Below are 17159 nucleotides of genomic sequence, written 5' to 3'. Positions count from 1 at the left end.
CCGATTAGTGAATAATAATAATTAGTGAGATACCCCCACTGATTACAGTTTCACTTTATTTTGAAACGAATAACCTTACTGTATTCCGCTATTCATTATAGCAACATCGCCTGCAAAATTACACAAAAAAACAAACCCTTTTATGAAAGGGTTTGTTCATTGTCTACATATTCAGCTATTTTTTGAACAACACCAGGTTCAAGTTGCTCTAGTACAGAAGCGGCTTGTTCTAAAGCTGCATCGTATTGATATTCACGGAATAATTTCTCCGCATAATTTAAGCTTTCTGCAAGGCTTTCATCATGACTGCGGTAACGGTTACCGTATTGAATTAATTTTTCAACTAAATACGCTTGTCCAATTAACTCTTCTGTCATTTCAGCTACACCGTTCACAGTTGTGTATGCTTCTTCTAAACTGCTATTTACAGCGTTCATATTTAACGGCTTCACTTCTAATTGTTCATATACAGCTTGCATTGCCATTTGCCCTCTTTTTAAATCTTCCATAATACTCTCTGGAAGACCTGGCAAATTCGACTTTTGCATAAAGCGTTTCGTTTCGAAAATAGTATTTCGCATTTCTTGTAACTTCTCACGCGCTTCAAATTCTTCTTTACGCATCGTTTGCAGCATTTCTTTATATTCTGCATGAAGTACTTTTAACGTTTCACATTGCTCATAAACCTCTTCTAGTTCCTCACGAATAATAGAGAAGGCAATATCTTGTTCAGCAACGCGTAATTGTAGCATTTCAAAACGTTTCGTTAAAATGTGCATTTGCTTTTCAATTACTTTTTGAGATTCAATATCCTTATCTTGCAATTGATAGCTTTGTTTCACAAGTTGTGTTTCTGTTTTCGTTTCAATCGTTTCGATACGTATTTCTTCTAAGTCTTCATAAACAGAAAGTGTTTTTTGCTCCACATAATGTCTCGCATGCACCTCTTGCTCAAGTTGATCATAGAAACCATCTAAACGAGTTTTTAAGTCTTCCACTTTTTCAGCCGCTTCTGTTATATGAAGCTCCTGTATATCCATTAAACATGTGTTTAGTTGTGTCGTCATATCACGAACTTCTTTAGGGACTTCCAAATACTCTAATACATAACCTTGTCTTACCATATCATTATGACCCTGTAATAAATCTTCCAGTTGAACTGGTAGCGTCGCTTGACACTCTACTAATAAATCTGGAATTTGGTGAATAATGATTTCTAAACCAGCTAAACCTTCTTCTAAACTAATAACAATTTCTCTCGCTTTTAAGTAGTCACCATTATCTGTTGCTTCTTCAAAACTTTTAAATTTATTAGATTCAGCGTCTAGCATCTCTTCGATTTTCTGCTCTGCTGCCCCATACATATGTCTATGAGCAAGAACACTCTTTTTCATACTACGATATGTATCACGTAACCCTTCAATTTCCGAGCTATTTTTCTCATGGCTTTCTAACAATTGCTGTAATTCATTTAAAACACCTGTAATACGATTATCAGCGTCATCTAAACCACTTATGGATTCGTTCATCGCATGCTTTGCTTTTCGGAAGGAGAATTGCGAGGCGAATTTTCGCGCTTGCGCTAAATCTTTGTCAGCTTTCGGAAGGGTTGTTGATACAATTTCATCCCATTCTTCACGCCATTTACCAAACAGTTCTTCTGTTTGACCCGTCATGTTTAAATCTTTTACCCGTTTTAGTTCATCTGCCACAGGTTTATCTTTTATCTCTTGTTTCCACTGCTCCAGTGCTTCAATATCTTTATATGAACGATTTCTTATCACAAGCTCTATCATGAGCAGCACTAGAATAGAGCTTACTACAATGATAACGATCGTCAGGATAGAATCCATGCAAAAAAGCCTCCTAGTTATATCTCTTTTTTTGTCCGTTCCGTTTATGAAATGGAAGGCATTATGTATAAAAAGGGAATTCCCCTATATTTAACAACTAACAATGTACTAATCATACCATGTAATGGCTTGTTTTTGACCTAGTTTTTTTTAAAATTTCATGTTTCTTTCAATGCGATTGTAATCTTTCTCAATATTCCGCCTACCTCACTACCTATCCTCAAATGATTGTAATAACAAACAATCTTTCGTATGAGATACGAAATAAATTTTCCGCATGAGTGGTGGTTCAACAGAAATTCCATGTACATTTCCCTGCCTTACAGACTGCTCTACTGCCCTTTCTGGAAGTAAAGTGATGCCAAGGCCAGCTTTTACCATTGCAAGCATCGGTTCTGCGTAAGATGTTTCCACAGCTATAGTTGGTTTTACACCTATCTCATGAAACATGTTCATAACCATTTTCCTTACATCGCATATTTCTGGATATACAATTAATTTTTCATTTTGCAGCTCTTCTATTTGAATGACTTTCTTCTCTTTATACGGATGATTATTTGAAATGACACAAACAATTTTCTCTTGTTGCACTTCTTTTATATACGTAGCACCTTCTACTACTGAATCGATGAACATCGCGTCGATCTCCCGCGCTTTAAATAAAGCTCTTAATACTTCCGTATGTCCGATTTGCCACTCTACTTCGAACTCATCACCTAATACATCTTTACACTCTAATATGTAATGCTCTGCTAAACTCGGTAGTATACCAATTGAAAACTTTCGGTTCTCTTGATACCCCCTCATTTCTGTTTTCACTTCATTTATTTGTTCCAAAATCGGTAGCATTCTTTTTATAAATAACTCTCCTGCCTCCGTTAACTCCACTCCTTGCGCAGAACGCTTAAGTAAAGTAACCTCTAAATCCGCTTCTAACTTTTGAATTTGCTTACTAAGCGCTGGTTGAGATATATGTAAAATCTTACTTGCCTTTGATAAACTTCGCGTATGCTTCACTTCGATAAACGATCGTACTGCCTCCAAATCCATCGTACACACCTCTAACAAAAAGTTATAACCGTTATAAGAAATCGATATTTCCTCCTATAAACAATTACTCTTTATACTTATTTCATCAACTTACTATAACGAAATGTAAAGGGGAAAGATACTCTTGAACAAAAAACAAATGCTACTCGGATCCTTTCTATGCTTACTCGCCGTAACTGCCTGGGGATTTATGTTTCCTGTAATGGCAAATGCCCTGCAATTTATCGATCCGTTCTTCTTCACAACGATTCGCTATGGATCAGCAGCTATTATTTTTCTTATTTTGCTATTAATTACTGAAGGGAAGACTTCACTCCGCTTAGAAAAAAGAACACTTTCTCTGTTCTTTTACGGGACAGTCGGTTTCGCAGGATATGGTTTTCTCGTTTTCTACGGACAACAACTTGCCGGGCCTTCGGGAGCAATCCATGCAGCGATGATTCAGTCTCTCATGCCACTAATTGCCTTATCATTACAATGGATAACAAAAAACAAGCGCCCACAAAACTACACATTCCTTTGTATGTTCGTTGCATTACTCGGTGTTATGCTTGTCATTTCAAAAGGAAATATTCACTTATTATTTGGAGCTGCAAGCCACTTATCGACAAATATATTGATGCTATGCGGCGTTACTTGCTGGGTCATTTATACAAACGGGGGTGCTCGTTTTCAATCTTGGTCACCACTTCGATATACGACATTAACTTGTTTATTTGGCTCCATTTCACTCATCGTTATTGTTACTTTCTTAACGTATACAAATATAGTTACTATGCCGTCACTGCGTACAGTTGTGAGTGTTCGTTTTGAGCTCTTTTATATGTCGATTATCGCAGGAGTTATCGCTGTATTTTGCTGGAATATGGGAAATCGCTATATTTCATCTATTAACGGCATATTATTTATGAATTTAGTTCCTATCCTTGCACTGATTGGTTCTATGTTTCGAGGTTATCCAGTCGATAAAATCGAAATTGCTGGAGCTGCATTAACAATTATCGCGCTATTATGTAACAATTTATGGCAAAGAAAAGTAAACATAAGAATCCCCACCTCAGTTCGTTAGGTGGGGATTCTTCACATATGAACAGCTCTTGGCCATTCATGGTACATATTCGCTTTACATAATGCTTGTTCCATCCATTGCTCAATCTCTTTCGTGTACATTTCTATGAAAAATGTCTCGGACGGGAAAGAATGCAGTACTTCTGATATATATTGTGGATATAAAAACGGCATATTTATCATACCTTTTAATTGCGTCATAAACATTGTAAATGATACTTTCTGAAATTCTTGTTTCATTTGTCCTTGTCTAATAATTTGCTCTATATAATATCTTTCTTTAGAAAAATAAACGGTCATCACTTCACGAATTAATGTCGTATCAAGCGAAAGCTCTCGGTAGAAGAAACGTGTTAGTTCTCTATTTTCAAATTGATATCGTAACATCCCACGCACCATTTGCACCATCACATCTTTAGCCGACAAATACTCTCTCTGTTCAAACGAAATTTCAATCACATGAATATACCCTTCTAAAAAATCAGTAATAAGCTGTTCTAATAAACCTTGCTTCCCAGCAAAATAATATGAAATATTCGCTACATTCACATCCGCTCGCTTTGCAATGTCTCGCACCGACGTTCCATCATAACCTTTCGTATTAAACAACGATATTGCCGCATCAATTACTTTTTGTTTCGTCTGCTTCATGCGCTCACTTCCTCTCAATGAACAGCTATAGTTTAAATTTCTTGACTTTTAAGACAAATTCCTTTAATTTTCTATCGACAAAGTCATGTGAAATACATCGTATTTTGCTAATATTTTACACATCTCGATAAAAAAGGAGCTGTTTCCATGTTTACTAAAGAAAGTTATGCAGGATCTCGCGTGCAGCAATATGAGACAGTAATTAAACAACTGGATGCGTTATTAACTGGCGAATCAAACGTAGTCGCAAACTTATCAAATGCGTCCGCATTATTAAACCAATTTTTAGATCGCGTTAATTGGGTTGGCTTTTACGTAACAGAAGGAAATCAGCTTGTCCTTGGACCGTTCCAAGGAATGCCTGCTTGCGTACGCATTCCATTTGGACGAGGCGTTTGCGGCGTAGCAGCTGAAACGAAAACAACGCAGCTTGTAGCGGACGTTCACCAATTCCCAGGTCACATCGCTTGCGATAGTGCTTCTAATTCAGAAATCGTTGTACCGATTGTGAAAGAAGGAGCTGTCATTGGTGTACTTGACATTGATAGTCCTGAAAAGAATCGTTTTGATGAAGTAGATCAGTGCTATTTAGAAAAGTTTGTGGAAACACTCCTAAAACATATGTAAAAAGAAAAGAGCGAGTTATCGATTTAGTACGTCCTGTACAAAACCGATAGCTCACTCTTTTTTTATTGATTAACAGTAGATATTTTCTTTAATGCTTGCTCTAAATCAGAAACGATATCCTCCCAAGATTCTAAACCAACCGATAAGCGTATTAAATTATCGAAAATGCCCATTTCTTTTCTTAGTTCAGCTGGAATCGCAGCGTGCGTCATCGTTGCTGGATGCTGAATTAACGTTTCTGTATCTCCTAAACTCACCGCAATTGTAATAAAGTGGAGGTCATTAATAAATGCTTGCGTCTCTTCTTTTCCGCCTTTTACTGAAAAAGAAATAACACCGCCCCCGCGCTTCATTTGACGAGATGCTAATTCCCCTTCTGGATACCAAACACCTTCTACCGCATCATGTTTTCTTAAGAACGATACAATTTTTTCTGCATTATCACAATGACGATCCATTCTTACCGCTAACGTCTTTAACCCGCGTAATAATAACCACGCATCAAACGGCGCCATAATGCCGCCGATATCTTTTCGCATCGGGCGAATCTTTTCAGCTAACGCTTTCGTTTTACAAATTGTTACACCCGCTACAACGTCACCATGGCCACCAATATATTTTGTCGCACTATGCACAACAGCGTCACAGCCAAGCTCAAGCGGTCTTTGTAAATAAGGTGAACAAAACGTATTATCAACAATGACAAGTAAACCATTTTGCTTCGCAACCTGAATAACTTGTTTTAAATCGATTAATTTCATTGTTGGATTAATCGGTGTTTCAACGAAAATAAGCTTTGTATTTGGACGAATTTTATTTTCAATATCAACCTCTGTCTCCATCTCACAAAACGAATGCGTAATCATAAATTTTTCTTCTAACACTTCTAAAAAACCGTACGTACACCCATATAATCCATTTGAACAAATAATATGATCTCCAGCCTTTAAAAAACCGATTAAAGTTGCTGAAATAGCTGCCATACCAGATCCGAAGGCAAGTGCTTCTTCTCCTCCTTCTAACACCGCCATACGTTCTTCAAATAATTTCACAGTCGGATTTCCAAGCCTTGAGTAAATATAAGATGGATCCACTCCCGCAAAACTCGCCTCTCCTTGCTGCGCAGTCTCAAATGTAAACGTAGAGGTTTGAAATAAAGGTGGTGTTAAACTTCCTTTATGTTCCTCAGGTGTATAACCGTGATGAATTAACGCTGTCTCCATATGCTTCTTTTTCATAAAAACATCCCCTTTATGTTTTTATTACCGCATATTCACCAGTAAAAAACTGATGAACGTTTTTACTACATTTTATGTAAGCGTTTTATTTGTGTTTCTATCTCTTCTTTTATATTGTTTTAAATTCCTTCTTATATTAATTTCCAAAATTTATATGCATAAAACAAAAACGTACTCGCTTGACGAAACTCTGGGTAAAAGATATAATAGCGTTTGTGTAAAATAAAAAGGCAGCCTTGTAATGTGAGTTTATCGTTTGTATTTTGTTCCTCTACGGAGGTGTATCTCGTAACTCCCTGCTGCTGGAGCGAAGGTACATGAAAACAAAATGCCCGTAAATATCGATTACGTCTGTTTTTATTTTACGTAAATAAAAACATTTTTAAAGGAGGAGTCAACTATGGCTCGTTATACAGGTCCAGCTTGGAAACTGTCTCGTCGTCTTGGAATCTCTCTAAGCGGCACAGGAAAAGAATTAGAAAAACGCCCTTACGCACCAGGTCCTCACGGTCCTAACCAACGTAAGAAACTTTCAGAATACGGTTTACAATTACAAGAGAAACAAAAACTTCGTCACATGTACGGCATGACTGAGCGTCAATTCCGTCGCACATTTGACCAAGCAGGTAAAATGCCTGGTAAGCACGGCGAAAACTTCATGATCCTTCTTGAAGCTCGTCTTGACAACTTAGTTTACCGTATGGGCTTAGCTCGCACTCGTCGTGCAGCTCGCCAATTAGTAAACCACGGTCACATCATGGTTGATGGCGCTCGCGTAGATATCCCATCTTACCGTGTAAAACCTGGTCAAACTATCAGCGTTCGCGAAAAATCTAACAGCCTTGTTGTTGTTAAAGAAGCGATCGAAGTTAACAACTTCGTACCAGAATACTTAACTTTCGATGCTGACAAATTAGAAGCTACTTACACTCGTCACGCTGAGCGTGCTGAGTTACCAGCTGAAATCAACGAAGCATTAATCGTAGAGTTCTACTCTCGTTAATGACAAAAAGCCAATCCTGTGGATTGGCTTTTTTCAATTCCCCCATTATTTTTATATCCTACATAACATAAAAATCCCAATACCCTATACTCCCATCTAAAACAAAAAGAATAACCTCCCTGTTTCCATAAAGAACTCTGTTATATTATGAATTTTCACGGAATAACAATAATATTAAAGATTTTTAAACTTTATAACGAGGAGACATTGATATGGAATTCAGAAATGACATAAACAAAATAGCTAACCAAATTTTAGAACGAACAGAGTACATAACTAATGAAGAAATGACCAAGCAATCATTAATTATTCCTTTTCTTCAAAAACTAGGTTATGACGTTTTTAATCCTTTAGAAGTTAGACCTGAGTATGTTGCAGACTTCGGAACTAAGAAGGGAGAAAAAGTCGATTATGCGGTTTTTAAAAATGGGGTTCCAATTATTTTAATCGAGGCAAAATCTGTAACAGAAAATCTCCTTAAACACGATGCGCAACTATCTAGATATTTCAATGCCTTACCTGATGTCAAAGTAGGGGTACTAACTAATGGTGTAGAATACAAGTTTTATACTGATTTAACAAATGACAATGTGATGGATGAAAAACCTTTCTTCACATTCATCATGGATAATTTAACCAATTTAGATATTGAAACGATTGAAACTTTTACAAAAGAAAATTTTGAAGCTGAAGAAATCGTAAAATATGCTGAAGAGCTTATTTATATGACCAATTTAAACTCTACAATTAAAGAACTATTTAAAAATCCTTCAGATGACTTCCTTCGTTTTCTAATTAGAGACTTTAGCTCAACTAGAATTACAAATAACGTTTTAGAGCGATTCCGACCAATCGTTAAAAAAGCAATTAATCGAACACTATTAGAAATACTCAGTGATGGTTTAACACCAAAAGAAACAAAAACATCGGAGAAAATAGAAACAAGCCTAGTTGCAGCTGCTTCTACTGAAATAATTGAAGACATTAACAAAGAAGACAAAACAGATAGAGTTTTCACTACAGAAAATGAACTAACCGCATTTAACATTGTTAAAGAGATTTTAACTGAGCATCAAAGAGATATCAGTAACCTCAAATATAAAGATACCATTAGTTATTTTTGTATCATGAATCGTGTAATCACAAAATGGTTTATACGTCTCTTCCTTGATGGCGATGCAAAATCCTTAGTTGTAAGACTCGATTTAGAAGCTACTAAACAGCTATGCCCTAATTTTGTGGTTGAACAAGCCCCAAAATCACAGGGAGTGAGTAGAATTTTTATTGATAACGTTAATGACTTAAAAGATCTGGAAGCACTTATTACTTCGTGCTATGATCAAATTTTAGCTAATGTTTAAAAGAGAAAAATGTACGCTCTTTTTCCAACAACCTGACAAAAAGCCAATCCAATGGATTGGCTTTTGAAGTTTATATATAAAATAAAGTTATTTATTTTCCTCTTTTTGAACATATACATAAGCATCTTTCTGCTCTTTATGTATATCAACCTTCGAATTCTCTGCAAGCTGACCCGCATTTAGCAAAGAAAAAATAATGAGCGCTTCTAGTGACATTTTGTTTTACCACTCCTTTCTAGTTGTTATACATTTATCATACCGCTTACATGTGATTTCCGTATGAACTCGAAAAGGAGATTAAAACAAAAAAGCTTTGAGGAATTTCCCCAAAGCTTTTTATTTATTAGTAACGAATTAAGAAATATTTCTTCTTACCGCGGCGAATGATTGTAAATTTACCTTCGATGCGGTCGTTTTCTGTTACAACGTAGTCTAACGCTTGTGTACGCTCACCGTTTACGTAGATTGCGCCGTTCGTTACATCTTCACGTGCTTGACGTTTTGATGGAGAGATTTTGCTTTCTACAAGTAAGTCGATTAATACTGTATCTTCTGCAGTACGTTCTACAGATGGTACGTCTTTGAATCCTTGTTCAATTTCGCTTGCAGTTAGTTCTGCTACAGAACCGCTGAATAGTGCAGCTGAAATTTTGATTGCTTGCTCTAATGCTTCTTCGCCGTGAACAAGTTTTGTCATTTCAGAACCTAATGCTTTTTGTGCTGCACGTTTTTCTGGCGCTTCAGCTACTTGCTTTTCAAGCTCAAGAATTTCTTCATGAGATAAGAATGTGAAGTATTTTAAGTATTTAACAACATCGCGGTCATCTGTGTTAATCCAGAATTGGTAGAACTCGTAAGGAGTTGTTTTCTCTGGGTCTAACCAAATTGCGCCACCTTCTGTTTTACCAAACTTCGTACCGTCAGATTTAGTAACAAGTGGAATTGTTAAACCGAATGCTTTCGCATCTTCCTCTGATTTACGGATTAATTCAAGACCAGCTGTAATGTTACCCCATTGGTCACTACCACCGATTTGCAGACGGCAATTATGGTGTTGGTATAAGTTTAAGAAGTCGTATGATTGTAAAATCATGTAACTGAACTCAGTGAATGAAATACCAGCTTCTAAACGAGATGCTACTGTATCTTTTGCTAACATATAGTTTAAACCGAAGTTTTTACCGATATCGCGTAAGAATGAAATTACATCTAAGTTACCAAGCCAGTCATAGTTGTTAGCCATTGTTGCTGGGTTGTCCACGTTTTCGAACTCTAAGAAGTTTGAAAGTTGGTTTTTAATGCTTTCTGTGTAGTAAGCAACTGTATCTTTCGTATTTAATGTACGCTCTGCTTTTTTACCACTTGGGTCACCAATCATACCAGTACCACCACCAACAAGTGCGATTGGTTGGTGACCAGCTAATTGGAAACGACGTAACATTAATACTGGTAACATATGACCGATGTGTAAGCTATCTGCTGTCGGATCGAAACCACAGTATAATTTAACGCTTTCTTTTTCTAATAATTGCTCAAGGCCCTCAGCATCTGTTTGCTGATTAATTAGACCGCGAAATTCAAGATCTTGTAAAATACCCATATCCTACATACTCTCCTTTAAGTTCATTACTGGCGTGAAGGTTGAAAACATAAAAAAATCGCCCCTTCAAATAAGGGACGATTTTGATTATCGCGTTACCACCCTAGTTGCAGGCCAAAAAGCCTACCACCTTATTTACATAACGGCTTAGCACCGTCTTTTCCCTTTTGAATACAATTCAATCGAAAAAAGATGCTCTAGGGGCGTAATTCGCGATCATCTATGTGCTGATTTCCACCGACCATCAGCTCTCTAAAACAGGGAAATGATCACTACTTCTCCCTTTCCACGCTCAATTATTCATATACTTTTCTTTATACCATCATTTATATAGGCGTGTCAAATAGAGGTGGAATTTCTCTTCTTTCCAATCCTTTACAACGTCACAAAGAGTATCGTAATAAGAGAAAGAATTGGAACCCCAACTAACAACGATACATGAAACACAACCGATAAATCATTCCCAATGGTCGCCTCCACAGGATCTTTCGCCGGGGAACCAAGAAACCCGATTAATCGATCGAATCGACTTACCGTTTTTGGAAAGTCTGGTATTTCTACATGATCACTATCTAAATGTTGCTTTAACTTATATTCACTCTTAAAGGGATTTTCGCTCAATTTCGTCCACCTCCAGCAATTGTTTCAATTTCTTTATTCCATTATGAAGTCTCGATTTCACTGTTCCAATCGGAATGTTTAATATTTCTGCAATTTCTTTTTGCTGCATATCATGATAATAAGAAAGGATTAGGACCGCTCTTTGCTCTTCTGGAACTTTCAAAATTGCTTCTCTTACTGTGAGCCGATCTTCGTGAGAAAATTCTTTTTCCGGAATCGGCACTAAAAATGGCAAAAGCGTACGCCACTTTTTTCTCCTATTTAATTTATTAATCATAAGACGATAACCAATTTGAAATAAATACGTTTTTATTTTACCTTTTTCAATTTCATACATATGTTTCTTACGCTCTAGCGTCAAAAACGTATCTTGCACAAGATCGATACTTAATTGTTCATCTCGGTTAAATCGATATAAAAATGTGTATAGCGCTGGTTTGATTAAAATATATAGTCTTTCTCCCGCTTGTTTATCTCCACTTTGATACGCAAGCATGAGCTCCTCCTCAATCCCAATCTGCGCCATGATTTTTGATCTCCTTTATTCCTTTTAACGTTAATGAAATACGGGAAATTAAATATGCAATCGCAATAAAAATCCACAATTGTGATTGATTTGTAAAAAATTGCACATATGGGTTTTGAATCGTAAATCCCATTGCAACTAAAGTATTTAACGCTTGCACACATATGCATGCATACAACGCAAGGCAGACAGAAATAGTGTCAAATACATTCCAGCGAAAATACACTTTTGTTTTTGTAAAATCAATTTTATATCCATTTTTCCGTACTATATGTTTTCTATCAAATGGAATAATGATTGAAAACAGAACACCCATTATAACTCCAGCTGTAAGCATTGATACTCTATATCCAATTGGTATCGGTAAGAAAAGACCACAAGAAAATACAACTATAATTCCAATTAAAGCAAAAGCAAGAAGTAATTTATTAGACATATAAAAGCCTCCCTCATCTATTCTTTCATAAATGTATACAGACGAGGAAGACACTTCGTTCAAATATTATTTTAATTTTTTTATAATCTTTGCGGGATTCCCGCCAACTACTACATTATTAGGCACATCTTTCGTTACGACAGCACCAGATGCGATCACCGCATTGTCTCCAATTGTTACACCTGGATTAATAATTGCTCTTCCGCCAATCCATACGTTATCGCCAATTGTAACTGGTTTTCCGTATTCTGATCCGCTTATACGCTCTACTGGATCAAGCGGGTGCGTTGCTGTATAAATGTGAACACCTGGAGCTAACATACAGTTCACTCCGATTGTTACCGGGCATACGTCTAAAATCGTACAGTCAAAGTTCGCGTAAAAATTTTCACCGACATGAATGTTATAGCCGTAATCACATCTAAAAGAAGATTCAAGATGAATGTTATCTCCAGTCGTTCCAAATAATTCTTTTACGATTTCGCTACGCTCTTTTAATTGCTCTTCTGGCGTATCATTTAATTTTCTCGTTAATATACGTGCTTGCTCTCTTTCTTGTACTAAAACTGGATCAGCCGGTATGTACATTTCTCCTAGTATCATCTTTTCTTTTTCTGTTTTCATCATACTCCCCCTTTAACTTATATATATAAGTTAATAATAACATAAAAAAGGTCTGAACATTTTTCGTTCAGACCTTTCTCTCTTAATCTTCCATCGTTGATAAGTCACCTGTTGGTAAGTTTAATTCCCACGCTTTTAATACGCGGCGCATAATTTTACCACTTCTCGTTTTCGGTAATTTATCTCTAAATTCAATTTGTCGTGGCGCCGCATGAGCTGCTAGACCTTTCTTTACAAATTGACGAATTTCTTCTTTTAATTCATCAGATGGTTCGTATCCTGCTCGAAGTGCGATAAATGCTTTAATAATTTCGCCGCGCACTGGATCAGGAATACCAATTACACCTGCTTCTGCAACAGCAGCATGCTCGATTAATTTACTTTCTACTTCAAACGGACCAACGCGCTCACCTGACGTCATAATTACATCATCAATACGTCCTTGGAACCAGAAGTATCCATCTTCATCCATATATGCAGAGTCACCTGATACGTACCAATCTCCCGGCATGAAATAAGATTCATACTTTTGCTGGTTATTCCAGATTGCACGCATCATAGATGGCCAACCTTTCGCAATCGCTAAGTTACCCATTGTGTATGGAGGCACTTCATTTCCTTCATTATCAACAATCGCTGCTTTTACACCTGGAATTGGTTTACCCATTGAACCTGGACGGATTTCCATACAAGGGTAGTTACAAATAACTTGTCCACCTGTTTCTGTCATCCACCACGTATCATGAATACGAAGTCCAAATGCATTCATACCCCAGCGAATTACTTCTGGATTTAACGGTTCACCAACGCTTAATACGTGACGAACTTGTGATAAGTCATATTTTTTAATTGCGTCTTGTCCAGCTCCCATTAACATACGGAACGCTGTTGGTGCGCTGTACCAAACCGTCACACCGTAATCTTGCAGTGCTTCATACCAAGCTTCTGGACTAAAGCGTCCACCTAAAATAACATTTGATGCTCCGACTAACCACGGTGCGAAAATGCCGTAAGCAGTTCCCGTTACCCAGCCTGGGTCAGCTGTGCACCAATACACGTCATCTTCTTTTAAATCTAATACCCATTTCGCCGTTTGATAGTGCTGAACCATTGCGTTTTGCGCATGAAGCACACCTTTTGGCTTACCAGTAGAACCAGACGTATAGTGAAGAATTAAACCGTCTTCACGGCCTAACCATTCGATATGTAATTCTTTTGAAGCTTGTTCAAATAAAGGATTGAACGCTACCGTTTTACCGCCTTCTTCTACATTATCCCCAACAAGGAAAACTGTTTTTAAAGCAGGTAAATCATTTAATGGTACGCGCTCTAACAATTCAGGCGTTGTAATTAACACCTTTGCTTCGCTATCTTCTAAACGATCGCGAACTGCGCCTTCCATAAATGCTTCAAATAGCGGTCCAACAATTGCTCCTAATTTCACTGCACCTAAAAGTGCGAAATATAACTCTGGAGAACGTGGCATAAAAATAAAAACGCGATCGCCTTTTTCTACATCGCCATAATTTTTCAGGACGTTTCCTGCTTTATTAGAAAAATCCTTCATTTCCTTAAATGTATATTTCTCTTTTCGCGATCCATCTTGATAATAAAGGGCTACTTTATTCTTTCGATTGGATTTCGCATGCTTATCAATTGCCTCATACGCCATATTTACTCGGCCTGTTTCATTCCAAGTAAAGTTTTTATTAACCTCTTCCCAGTTAAAATTCGCGTATGCCTCATCATAATTCGGCAAATTATTTTCTCCTTTAATGACAGGAAGCGTTTCTACTTTCATACTTTACATCCCCCTCCTATGTATTCTATTATCTATTATAATGATATTATTTAAAATTTTCAGTATATTTGTTGATTTTTAGACAAATTTTTAATGACAAAATTCGATTCACATCGCATATATTATAAAGTACGATATTAATAGATTCACAAACCCTCAAGGTGGTGAGCAATACATTGATTCATAAAAAAATATACAATGCTAGAAACTTAAAAACAGCGAAAGGCACTTTAATTATTGAAGGCCCTGTCTCTACACATAATCTCGAAATGTATGAATTTCATCCAGATTTAGTTGCGTTTCGTCCTGCTGAACAGCAATATAAAGCAATTGTCGAAATTTCTAAATTACCAGAAGCTCGACTTATTATTGCTAGACATGACCAAATGATTGTTGGATATGTTACATACTTATATCCTGATCCACTTGAACGATGGTCAGAAGGAAAAATGGAAAACTTAATTGAGCTTGGGGCAATTGAAGTAGTCCCAGCCTTCCGAGGGAGTTCTGTCGGAAAGAACTTACTAGAGGTTTCTATGATGGACGATTATATGGAAGATTACATTATATTGACGACTGAATATTATTGGCACTGGGATTTGAAACAAACAGGATTGAATGTGTGGGAATACCGAAAAGTAATGGAGAAGATGATGAATGCCGGCGGGTTACAATGGATGGCTACAGACGACCCTGAAATTTGTTCACATCCTGCCAACTGTTTAATGGTCCGCATCGGTAAACGTGTTGATACGGATTCTATTCAAGCTTTTGATCGTCTACGTTTTCACAATCGTTTTATGTATTAATAAAGGGGGCAACTGGAATGATTGTAGAAGAAATTATGAATCAAAATGTAGTTACACTACATCCAAACGATACAATCGAAACAGCAATCCGAACGATACGCACGAAAGGCATTCGGCACATTCCAATTGTCGATCAAAATAATCACGTCGTAGGCATTATTTCTGATCGGGATGTAAGAGATGCAAGTCCGTCTATTCTAGATGAACAAGTTTCACTCGATATGCTACAGCAACCGCTTGAACTTATTATGAAACATCCTGTTATGACTTGTCATCCTCTCGATTTCGTTGAGGAAATTGCTACTTTATTTTTTGAAAATAAAATTGGTTGCCTTCCTGTTACAAAGGCTGGTAAGTTAGTTGGTATCATCTCAGAATCTACAGTACTGCACACGTTAGTGAAATTAACAGGAGCACATCAACCAAGTTCACAAATTGAAATTCAAGTAAAAAATGAACCTGGTATTCTTGGAAAAGTCGTTGCTATTTTTAGTGATTTACAAATAAATATCGTGAGCGTTCTCGTCTATCCAGCAAAAGATGAGAATGATAAAGTACTCGTTTTCCGCATTCAAACGATGAATCCTCTAAAAGTGATTGATGCACTTGAAGCAGAAGGCTACCGCGTATTATGGCCAAACATCATGGGGATGCAAGCATGAGTAGCGCGTTTATTTATTCGGATGACTTTCGGGGCTATTCATTTAGCCCTGATCATCCTTTTAACCAACTGCGCGTCACACTTACGTATGATTTATTACAAAAGGGCGGTTTCATCTCTCCTTCCCAAATCATCACACCACGGATGGCTACAGATGAAGAGATTGCCTACGTTCATACAGAGGAGTACATAAATGCGGTAAAACGTGCTGGAGAAGGAAAGTTAGAAAAATCAATTGCAATGACCTACGGACTCGGAACAGAAGATACACCGATGTTCCCAAATATGCACGAAGCAAGCGCATTGCTCGTTGGCGGTACATTAACAGCTGTCGATGCTGTTCTTTCTGGGAAAGTAAAACACGCTCTCAATTTAGGTGGCGGCCTACATCACGGCTTTCGCGGCAAAGCATCTGGCTTTTGTATTTATAACGACAGTTCTATCGCAATGAAATATATTCAAAAGAAATACGGTTTACGCGTCTTATATATTGATACAGACGCTCATCACGGTGATGGTGTACAGTGGTCCTTTTACGATGACCCTAACGTATGCACCATTTCATTACATGAAACTGGTCGCTATTTATTCCCTGGAACTGGCGCTGTAAACGAACGCGGACAAGGTAATGGTTATAGTTATTCTTTTAATGTTCCTCTCGATGCTTTTACAGAAGATGAATCGTTCTTAGAATCATATCGAACTGTTGTAAAAGAAGTTGCAGCGTACTTTAAACCGGATATTATTTTAACGCAAAATGGTGCTGACGCACATTACTACGACCCACTTACACATCTTTGTGCGACAATGAATATTTACCGCGAAATACCGAAGCTTGCTCGTGAAATTGCTAATGAATATTGCGACGGTCGCTGGATCGCTGTCGGCGGTGGCGGCTATGACCACTGGCGCGTCGTACCAAGAGCATGGGCGCTCATTTGGCTCGAAATGAACAACATCCAAAACATCTCAGGTTATCTCCCTCCAGAATGGATTGAAGCTTGGAAAGGACAAGCAGAAACAGAACTTCCCCTCACATGGGAAGATCCAGACAACATGTATAAACCTATCCCCCGTAAACCAGAAATAGAAGAAAAAAACGCATTAACTGTAGCGAAATCCCTTGAAATTATTCGGAATAATATGACAAAATCTTTATACTAAACGAAAAGGAGGCTCGTTTTTGAATAGCCTCCTTTTATTTATAGCTTGGCTATTATTGTCGGTTTC

At 37.3% G+C, this 17159-nt stretch carries 18 protein-coding genes and 1 other annotated feature; of the genes, 7 read left to right on the top strand and 11 right to left on the bottom strand.

All coding sequences use genetic code 11. The features are described 5' to 3' along the window. Positions 1 to 140: 140 nt before the first annotated feature. Both ezrA and BUA87_RS17860 read right to left on the bottom strand, forming a co-directional pair. Positions 141 to 1853 (bottom strand): septation ring formation regulator EzrA, encoded by a 1713-nt coding sequence (gene ezrA / locus BUA87_RS17865; RefSeq protein WP_000377315.1) that lies wholly within the window; start codon positions 1851 to 1853, stop codon positions 141 to 143. A 210-nt stretch (positions 1854 to 2063) separates the two neighbouring features. Continuing rightward, positions 2064 to 2903: a LysR family transcriptional regulator gene (locus tag BUA87_RS17860; protein ID WP_000362523.1), complete on the bottom strand. Its 840-nt coding sequence runs from the start codon at positions 2901 to 2903 to the stop codon at positions 2064 to 2066. Between the two features lie 124 nt (positions 2904 to 3027). Here BUA87_RS17860 and BUA87_RS17855 point away from each other — a divergent pair, with 124 nt between their 5' ends. Further along, the gene (locus BUA87_RS17855; protein ID WP_001036051.1) at positions 3028 to 3972 is read left to right on the top strand and encodes a DMT family transporter; all 945 of its coding nucleotides are present in this window, start codon (positions 3028 to 3030) and stop codon (positions 3970 to 3972) included. Positions 3973 to 3983: 11 nt separating this feature from the next. On the opposite strand, the gene refZ is transcribed toward BUA87_RS17855, so the two are convergent. Beyond that, positions 3984 to 4622: a forespore capture DNA-binding protein RefZ gene (gene refZ, locus BUA87_RS17850; protein WP_000814914.1), complete on the bottom strand. Its 639-nt coding sequence runs from the start codon at positions 4620 to 4622 to the stop codon at positions 3984 to 3986. Between the two features lie 147 nt (positions 4623 to 4769). Between refZ and BUA87_RS17845 the strand changes: the two genes are divergently transcribed. Then, a complete protein-coding gene (locus tag BUA87_RS17845; RefSeq protein WP_000494338.1) occupies positions 4770 to 5249 on the top strand; it encodes a GAF domain-containing protein in 480 nt (159 codons plus the stop codon). 62 nt (positions 5250 to 5311) lie between these two features. On the opposite strand, the gene megL is transcribed toward BUA87_RS17845, so the two are convergent. Continuing rightward, a complete protein-coding gene (megL, locus tag BUA87_RS17840; protein WP_000726576.1) occupies positions 5312 to 6487 on the bottom strand; it encodes a methionine gamma-lyase in 1176 nt (391 codons plus the stop codon). A 400-nt stretch (positions 6488 to 6887) separates the two neighbouring features. On the opposite strand from megL, the gene rpsD reads away from it, so the two are divergent. Beyond that, a complete protein-coding gene (gene rpsD, locus BUA87_RS17835) occupies positions 6888 to 7490 on the top strand; it encodes a 30S ribosomal protein S4 (RefSeq protein ID WP_000135315.1) in 603 nt (200 codons plus the stop codon). Positions 7491 to 7702: 212 nt separating this feature from the next. Beyond that, complete coding sequence (locus BUA87_RS17830) at positions 7703 to 8851, top strand: type I restriction endonuclease (RefSeq protein WP_072940395.1); 1149 nt, start codon at positions 7703 to 7705, stop codon at positions 8849 to 8851. 87 nt (positions 8852 to 8938) lie between these two features. Here BUA87_RS17830 and BUA87_RS17825 read toward each other — a convergent pair whose 3' ends face one another. From BUA87_RS17825 to acsA, 7 genes are all read right to left on the bottom strand, one after another. Continuing rightward, positions 8939 to 9067 (bottom strand): hypothetical protein, encoded by a 129-nt coding sequence (locus tag BUA87_RS17825; protein WP_000050940.1) that lies wholly within the window; start codon positions 9065 to 9067, stop codon positions 8939 to 8941. A gap of 127 nt (positions 9068 to 9194) precedes the next feature. Then, positions 9195 to 10451: a tyrosine--tRNA ligase gene (gene tyrS / locus BUA87_RS17820; RefSeq protein ID WP_072940391.1), complete on the bottom strand. Its 1257-nt coding sequence runs from the start codon at positions 10449 to 10451 to the stop codon at positions 9195 to 9197. A gap of 70 nt (positions 10452 to 10521) precedes the next feature. Further along, positions 10522 to 10749 (bottom strand) — a binding site (T-box leader). A gap of 77 nt (positions 10750 to 10826) precedes the next feature. Then, positions 10827 to 11072, bottom strand: coding sequence for a hypothetical protein (locus BUA87_RS17815; protein ID WP_001293784.1), 246 nt, complete (start codon positions 11070 to 11072; stop codon positions 10827 to 10829). After that, positions 11053 to 11598, bottom strand: coding sequence for an RNA polymerase sigma factor (locus tag BUA87_RS17810; RefSeq protein ID WP_000057198.1), 546 nt, complete (start codon positions 11596 to 11598; stop codon positions 11053 to 11055). The genes BUA87_RS17815 and BUA87_RS17810 overlap by 20 nt, the downstream gene beginning before the upstream one ends. Then, positions 11579 to 12034: a hypothetical protein gene (locus BUA87_RS17805; protein ID WP_000066429.1), complete on the bottom strand. Its 456-nt coding sequence runs from the start codon at positions 12032 to 12034 to the stop codon at positions 11579 to 11581. Before BUA87_RS17805 ends, BUA87_RS17810 begins: the two co-directional genes overlap by 20 nt. Before the next feature lie 66 nt (positions 12035 to 12100). Beyond that, the gene (locus BUA87_RS17800) at positions 12101 to 12661 is read right to left on the bottom strand and encodes a maltose acetyltransferase domain-containing protein (RefSeq protein WP_002026426.1); all 561 of its coding nucleotides are present in this window, start codon (positions 12659 to 12661) and stop codon (positions 12101 to 12103) included. Between the two features lie 79 nt (positions 12662 to 12740). Further along, on the bottom strand, positions 12741 to 14459 hold the full coding sequence (acsA, locus tag BUA87_RS17795) for an acetate--CoA ligase (protein ID WP_016512241.1): 1719 nt from the start codon (positions 14457 to 14459) through the stop codon (positions 12741 to 12743). A gap of 176 nt (positions 14460 to 14635) precedes the next feature. On the opposite strand from acsA, the gene acuA reads away from it, so the two are divergent. The 3 genes from acuA to acuC are packed head-to-tail and all read left to right on the top strand — an operon-like array spanning position 14636 to position 17093. Beyond that, on the top strand, positions 14636 to 15268 hold the full coding sequence (gene acuA / locus BUA87_RS17790; RefSeq protein WP_000581393.1) for an acetoin utilization protein acetyltransferase AcuA: 633 nt from the start codon (positions 14636 to 14638) through the stop codon (positions 15266 to 15268). Between the two features lie 17 nt (positions 15269 to 15285). Beyond that, positions 15286 to 15930: an acetoin utilization AcuB family protein gene (locus BUA87_RS17785; RefSeq protein WP_000634583.1), complete on the top strand. Its 645-nt coding sequence runs from the start codon at positions 15286 to 15288 to the stop codon at positions 15928 to 15930. Beyond that, positions 15927 to 17093, top strand: coding sequence for an acetoin utilization protein AcuC (gene acuC, locus BUA87_RS17780; RefSeq protein ID WP_000092833.1), 1167 nt, complete (start codon positions 15927 to 15929; stop codon positions 17091 to 17093). The genes BUA87_RS17785 and acuC overlap by 4 nt, the downstream gene beginning before the upstream one ends. The last annotated feature ends 66 nt before the right edge of the window (positions 17094 to 17159 follow it).

Source organism: Bacillus sp. bc15 (assembly GCF_900142585.1).
In the GTDB taxonomy this organism is placed as follows: domain Bacteria; phylum Bacillota; class Bacilli; order Bacillales; family Bacillaceae_G; genus Bacillus_A; species Bacillus_A cereus.
The sequence above is the reverse complement of the archived record's forward strand: the minus strand, read 5'-3'. Positions and strand labels throughout refer to the sequence as shown.